This is a genomic window from Moorena sp. SIO4G3, from assembly GCF_010692305.1.
Classification (GTDB): Bacteria; Cyanobacteriota; Cyanobacteriia; order Cyanobacteriales; family Coleofasciculaceae; genus Moorena; species Moorena producens_A.
Genome location: NZ_JAAHIG010000460.1, coordinates 1 through 6,316 on the forward strand (window position 1 = coordinate 1; position 6,316 = coordinate 6,316).

Sequence of the window (6,316 nt, forward strand, 5' to 3'; positions counted from 1 at the left end):
TAATCAAAAAGTTTTAACCCTTTTACCCATAGCCGACTAACCATAAAGGCTCCACTCTTCTAAGGTTTCGTCTCCGGCACACGGGAACGGGGGAGACCCAACGCTTAGGGAGATAAGCCCACGCTCGATTAGTTAAATTAGGCTCGATATGCGCGTTTTTAAACGGGTATTTGGCTTAAATATTGCCTTTCCTGGATAACTAATTGTAAGGCATGTCGTAGAACTAAGAATCCCCGCTCATAAGCGGGCGGGGAGTGTCACAGCTAAGAAGACTAAGGGGAACGGCACAGCTCTTTTTGAGCCAAGTTCGTTAGTAGTGTGTTTAAACTGCCACAAACCGTGTGACTAAAATCCTACTGTCAACGTTGCTAGTACCCGGTTTTTAACCCCATGAGCAACATTCGCTCACAATCCCCTATTTTTAACTTGGGGGGGTTTTCGGATTCTTACTCCATTGCCGTCGATAGCAATACTAGTGGAATCTAAGTTTCCAAATAACTATATAGTAACCATACCCCCAAACACCATCTCTGAAAGACTACAGCACCATTGCTGGCAAGCAGCAGAAATGGGCCCGCGGAGGTATAGGATACTGAATTAAATCAATTAAGGGATGTAGCGCCGACCTGAGGGGGTTTCCCAAATTCGCGTTCTGCATCAAGACAATGCATAAAAACAATCCATAAAAAACTAATCAATCACACGAGCAGGGTTGATAAACTCAAACTCGCTTCTAATGCATGCCTTACTCTCAAGCAATGAACATAAAAGACTATTAAGCTATTTTAATCTTTAACAAGGAATAGACAAACCCGCTTAATTCCATGTTAAGTTAACCAAAAATGATTTCAAGCCAACCCCTACCCTTTAGGGCTGGGGATACGAGGAGTGAGCTACAATTATTGCTAATCCTTTAAATACTTGGAATCTATTTTTGCTGCTGATGGCGGCTCGACTACTCAAGTAAATGGTATTTTAGTCGCCAAAGCCAACAAAAAAAAGATCTGGAGTATTCCTACTCTGGTGGCTCAGGTTTATTTTAGCCTTCCATTCTATCTCATCATCCCAATGATGGAGAGAATCCCGCCAATTCTATTCGTGGGAAGGATGTCAAAATAAAGTTGTTTCTAGAGAAACCCAACCGCTTACTTCACCAGTAAAACCAAGAGTTATCTGCAACAGGAGAAGCCTAATATGCTACACCGCAAGATTTATCAACTCTGCTGCGATGGTCGTGAGGTCTGCGTTTTCTTGCGGGATCAGCAACGTTGGATTGAACACGCCCGCATTGTTGATATCGAGGGAGATTTAGTCACAATTCGTTATGAAACAGACGAAGAGGATGAGATCAGTTCCTGGGAAGAAATGGTCCGCTTGGAAAGCATAGGCTCTGTGAGTCACAAGCTAGCTTCTGTTTTCCGAGGTAATGTTGATCCGATAGTCTCTGATGATTGTCCAGAGGCTGAACAAATTCACCCCCGCTCCCAAGACTTAAATCAGGACTAGATTGTTCATTGTTAATGGACAACCAACCGTTAAGGGTGAGTAAAAGCTAATCGAAAATGTCGCAGAGTCTACCAAAAACTCTTATTATTTGTTAGACTTAAATTAGGGTAACACCGAAAGCGATTATTATGTAACTTAAATTAAAGCCGAAAACCAAGGGTTTAATAGTTGCGCTTAGATCCCGGTGTTATAACTTTTTTGACATTTTTATGGCGCTCGCGGGATATTCCGTCAGAGAAGCGCGGAGATACCCCCTGGATGCGAAAGCATCTTGCATTGGCGGACGAGGGTCTATCTTGGTAGACTTTGGTAGCTAAAAAGTATCGGAAAATTGATAACTCACAACTAGCTAGCAATTTTCCCTTAACTATTCGTTACTCAAGGGGTTCTATCCGTTCAAAAACTGGACAGTACCCCTCCAGTGTTACTTTAAAACCATAGAGAGCTGAGGCTGGATTCCAGCAGCGCTGACCTCTTTGGTACAGACAATTACCACAACACTCGATATTAATTGGTATCTTAGCTCTGCCCCCTTGTTTGAGTAGTTCTCGTTGTGACAATCCCCGCAAGACCAGTTCTTCTCCTTGCCAGCGGGCTTCTAGTAAACCAGTATCAGCGAAATTTTGCCAACGAGGATCCGTTGCGATCGCCGCTGAAAGAGTGATATAGACAAGTGTATCTAATTCATTCAACTCTCCTTCATAGTTTGTTTCCGTTGGTAGAGCTGGTCTGATAAAGGTATCACCAATGGGAAGTTCTACCAGTGTTCCTGCTGCTGGCGTATGGAGGTGATATCGATTTTGTAACTCTTCCAAACCAGCAAGATCAGCTAGGTAGGTAGGAGAACCGTGAACAAAAATCACATGTTGAGGTCGAAGATTATGAATCAACTGGGTGGTGCCCAGACAATCCCCATGTTGAGCCAGCAGATAAGTTTCAACCTTAAGCCATCCGTAGTCATCCATTAGATCCTCCAAAGATTTAAGATGTTCCGGTTGCAGGACAACCCAAGAACGGTTCTCTTGCTGCGAGTACTCCCTCCAATCTATGTTTAAGTCAGTGAGGATAATACAGGGAGATTTACCGATAGCATCTCGCTGCTGGGGATCTAACCGCCGCACCCGAGGACGTACCCGCTCATCCCAAAACAAGGCTTGATGTCGGGCAAAATTTTGTACTGAGCTGGGAAAGTGAGACAGCAGTTCTAAGTAAGCATTACAACCATCAGCCACGGTTCCATTGACCCAAATATCAAGGTCGCGTCCTGTAAAGTTGTGATGAGAGCGCAGGAGCATCAGGATTTCTTGACCTAGGCCTAAGGTAGGCACTGGCAACACAACTGAGTTATTGGTAGCAATGGCCTGCTCAATACGCTCTACTAGTTGATTTTCTTGTTGCCGCCGATGGGGATGTCGAGCAGTGCCATAACTGCCTTCTACAATTACCACATCCGGCTGTGTCCCCCTGAGCGATTCAAGGGATAATCCCTCCACCAGCCGTGAGTTAGACAGGAAAAAGTCACCGGTGTAAAGCAGTCGGTAAGTTCGATGGCGAGTTGTGTAAGTGAGTAAAAATGCTGCTGCTCCTGGCAAGTGTCCAGCTGGGAACAATTGAGCAGTGAGTCCCTCACAGAATTCTACAGGGGTAACCCACGGGAGAGCTTGACAAAATGGGAGAATATCCTCAGGAGGCAGTTCCGGCCAGTTGAGTAGTAATAGTTGAGTCGTTACCTCACTGGCGTAGATTGGTAATTGTGGAAAAGTTTGGTGAAGAGCCAGCAATCCCTGACTATGGTCTGAGTGAGCGTGGCTACACAGGACTAAATCTGCTGGTGGTATCCCATCGATCTGTAGGGGGGAAATGTCTTCTAATCCACAATCAAGGAGAATGCGGTGTGGCCCCATCTGCACCAACAAACAAACCCCTTCTGCACCATGACCAACACCGTAAGGAAAGCAGGTTAATCGGTCATCCTGATCAGAGGATGCTACTGGGCGTTGATTGCTCATGAGCTTCAACTTAAATTTTAGCTAATCTGGCTCCGTTAACCCACGTCTTACTAATCAGGGAAGGGTGAATGATTAAGCCTTGGAAGAGGCAGACAGCATCGGCGATCGCCAACGGAAAATAAGGTGGAACTATTTTTACTAAGGCTGCATCTTCCTTGAACGGAAAATTCAACGGATTCTTCCCCAGTCAAAACAAACGTGGTAGAGTTGTCACTCCGTAGCAATTTAGAGGGGTTTGTATGTTGGATATACCCTATAGGTCACTCTGGAGTCTATGAAAATCCCACACCCTACCCCTTAGGGTGGGTGTGGGTAGTTCTCAACTAGTTTCCCTTCTTTCGAGGTCAGAGTCAAGAGGGGATAAGGGCTGCCAACAACATCACCACAGTAGGGAGTTAAGTAGGCATGGACTAGCGAAGTTCCTCTAACCTCTAAGTGAGGATTTTAATTTTTTGACACTCCCCGTTTTCTTGATGCCTAGAAGGCAGGGGCTTGGGAAAATCCCCGTGAGCCCCCTTACACTCCCCGCTCTAAGGCCTTTGGCCACGCTTCGCGATCGGTCAGCATCTAGACTTTAGCCTCTGCTTTGATGCCAGATGCATGGATTTTTCCAAGGCTAAACGATGAAGGCTTTTTGAAAGCTCAGCAGCTGACCGCTAAAGTAAATACTGGAAGCTTAGTGTGCAGAGCCGTTGCCGTGATAATCGTCTGAATCATAAAATCCGTTCTTAGTCCCAAAAAACAGGCACAAAGCAGTAAAAGCAATTGTTAGTACCACTAAAACCAGTTTTACTTCCATTTTCTTAATAACTCCTCATGGCTGTCAGAAAAAACCGTCACGTTCATTGTAACTCCCTCTTTCGTCCAGAACCTACCTCAATCCCCTGCCTAAGCTGTCACGTACTTAATTTTTGGGTTGAGGCTGATGGGGAGATGGGGAAATGGAGGTGGGGAGAGGGTTTCATGGTTTGTTTCATAAGATGAACAGATTCAATTTAGATGCGTGTTAGCTTAAAAGCCATGGCTACTGTAATAGTATTATATTGCTATATGATTATATTTAATTAATGAGAGCGAGTATGGTATTATTTCTATCGGTGTGTTTGTTGGGGTTTAAACGCCAAAGTAATAGTCAGCTTAGAAAAAATGGCAAGTACAAAGTACCAGCTTAGTGAGTACAGCTTAGTGAGTACAGCTTAGTGAGTACCAGCTTAATGCGATCGCTATGGGTAGTAACTTAGGTAAATTACGCACTATCATAGAAGCTGCTAATCGCGAACCTATACCAAACTCAAGGTTTTTCCCTACCATACCGTTCTAGTTGGCCTAAAGCTGCACCATTTAAAACCACCACAACCAGATCATCTCAATTACTGCTCTAGCCGGTTGAAGTTTTATATGAAAGAAATCTATAAAATTAAGCGTCGCCAATTACTTAAACTTAGCTCGATAACTCTTGGTAGTAGTGTTTTGGCAGCTTGTAATAATCAAACCTCTACACCATTAACTACAGAAAAAAAAGGTAAATTAGATAAAATAAAATTTGCTTTGGGGTGGAAAGCTGAAGCAGAATACGGTGGTTTTTATCAGGCTGTCGCTACTGGAATTTATCAAAACTATGACCTAGATGTTATTATACAACCAACAGGTCCTCAGAGCAATCCCACCCAATTATTACTGGGGGGAGTAGTTGATTTAAGTATGGGACAGGCTGTTGATGCTATTAGAGCAGTGCAACAAGGTATTCCCAAAATTACTGTAGCAAGTATCTTCCAAAAAGAAATACGAATTCTATTGGCTCATCCAGGGGTAGGCAATGACTCTCTGGCACAATTAAAAGGTAAACCGATTTTTGTGGCTCCTGGAGCCATCACAACCTATTGGCCCCTACTCAAGGCAAAATACGGTTTTACAGATGACCAGAAACGCCCCTACAACTTCAATGTTAGCCCTTTTTTAGTAGATAAAAATTCAGCCCAACAGGGGATTTTGACCTCTGAACCATACATTATAGAAAAAGAAGGAGGCTTTAAGCCAAATATATTATCCTTAGCAGAGGCTGGTTATAATCCCTATACTTTCACCATTGAAACCACGAAGAAACTCGTTGAAACTAACCCCGATCTGGTGCAGCGATTTGTTGATGCATCAATCAAAGGATGGTATAGCTATCTAGAGAATCCCGAACCAGCCAATGAGCTGATCAAAAAAGATAATCCAGAGATGAAGGATGACCTCATTGCCTATGGTCTGGATAAGCTTAAAGACTATGGTATTATCATCTCTGGCGATGCCGAAAAACTTGGCATTGGGGCAATGACCGATCAACGTTGGGAAAGTTTGTTCAATGAGTTAGTTACGGTTGGTGTACTTGATGCAAAGACTGATTACAAACAAGCCTACACCTTGGAATTTGTCAATAAAGGAGTAGATTTTTATACAAAAAATTAGTTAACATTATATATTAGTTATATACATGTTAATATCCAAGTTAATTAGATATTGTTATTATACATTAATTTATATCTAGTCTTGCCAAGCCAGATTGATAAGTTCAAATATTAACCGATTCTTAAGCAATGATTATACCTCTTGCAAAAGTAGTTTTATGATACTGTTTTTATAAATTTTTTTCCGCTGTTACCTGTTACTTCCGACTTCTGCAAGAAGTATCGATAAACTTAGAATCTGATTTTCTCCCGTAGACGCAGCAACTAGGTTTTCTGCCCCAAGAGTACTTTCTACTAAGGTTAACTCATACTTATCACTCAACTTAGGAATGTAGGGTGTAAAGGAAATTG

At 42.9% G+C, this 6,316-nt stretch carries 4 protein-coding genes; 2 read left to right on the forward strand and 2 right to left on the reverse strand.

The features are described 5' to 3' along the window. The first annotated feature begins 1,194 nt into the window (after positions 1-1,194). Positions 1,195-1,506: a DUF6679 family protein gene (locus F6J99_RS39895; protein ID WP_008182036.1), complete on the forward strand. Its 312-nt coding sequence runs from the start codon at positions 1,195-1,197 to the stop codon at positions 1,504-1,506. A gap of 374 nt (positions 1,507-1,880) precedes the next feature. Here F6J99_RS39895 and F6J99_RS39900 read toward each other — a convergent pair whose 3' ends face one another. Then, positions 1,881-3,515, reverse strand: coding sequence for an MBL fold metallo-hydrolase (locus tag F6J99_RS39900; RefSeq protein ID WP_293071845.1), 1,635 nt, complete (start codon positions 3,513-3,515; stop codon positions 1,881-1,883). Positions 3,516-3,525: 10 nt separating this feature from the next. Then, complete coding sequence (locus tag F6J99_RS39905) at positions 3,526-3,687, reverse strand: hypothetical protein (RefSeq protein WP_158516950.1); 162 nt, start codon at positions 3,685-3,687, stop codon at positions 3,526-3,528. A gap of 1,226 nt (positions 3,688-4,913) precedes the next feature. Here F6J99_RS39905 and F6J99_RS39910 point away from each other — a divergent pair. Then, positions 4,914-5,966: an ABC transporter substrate-binding protein gene (locus tag F6J99_RS39910; RefSeq protein ID WP_293121704.1), complete on the forward strand. Its 1,053-nt coding sequence runs from the start codon at positions 4,914-4,916 to the stop codon at positions 5,964-5,966. Positions 5,967-6,316: the final 350 nt, after the last annotated feature.

Bases quoted from the DNA above. Each gene is read 5' to 3' on its own strand.
- F6J99_RS39895 (WP_008182036.1), top strand. From the start codon at position 1,195: ATGCTACACCGCAAGATTTATCAACTCTGCTGCGATGGTCGTGAGGTC.
- F6J99_RS39910 (WP_293121704.1), top strand. From the start codon at position 4,914: ATGAAAGAAATCTATAAAATTAAGCGTCGCCAATTACTTAAACTTAGC.
- F6J99_RS39900 (WP_293071845.1), bottom strand. From the start codon at position 3,515: ATGAGCAATCAACGCCCAGTAGCATCCTCTGATCAGGATGACCGATTA.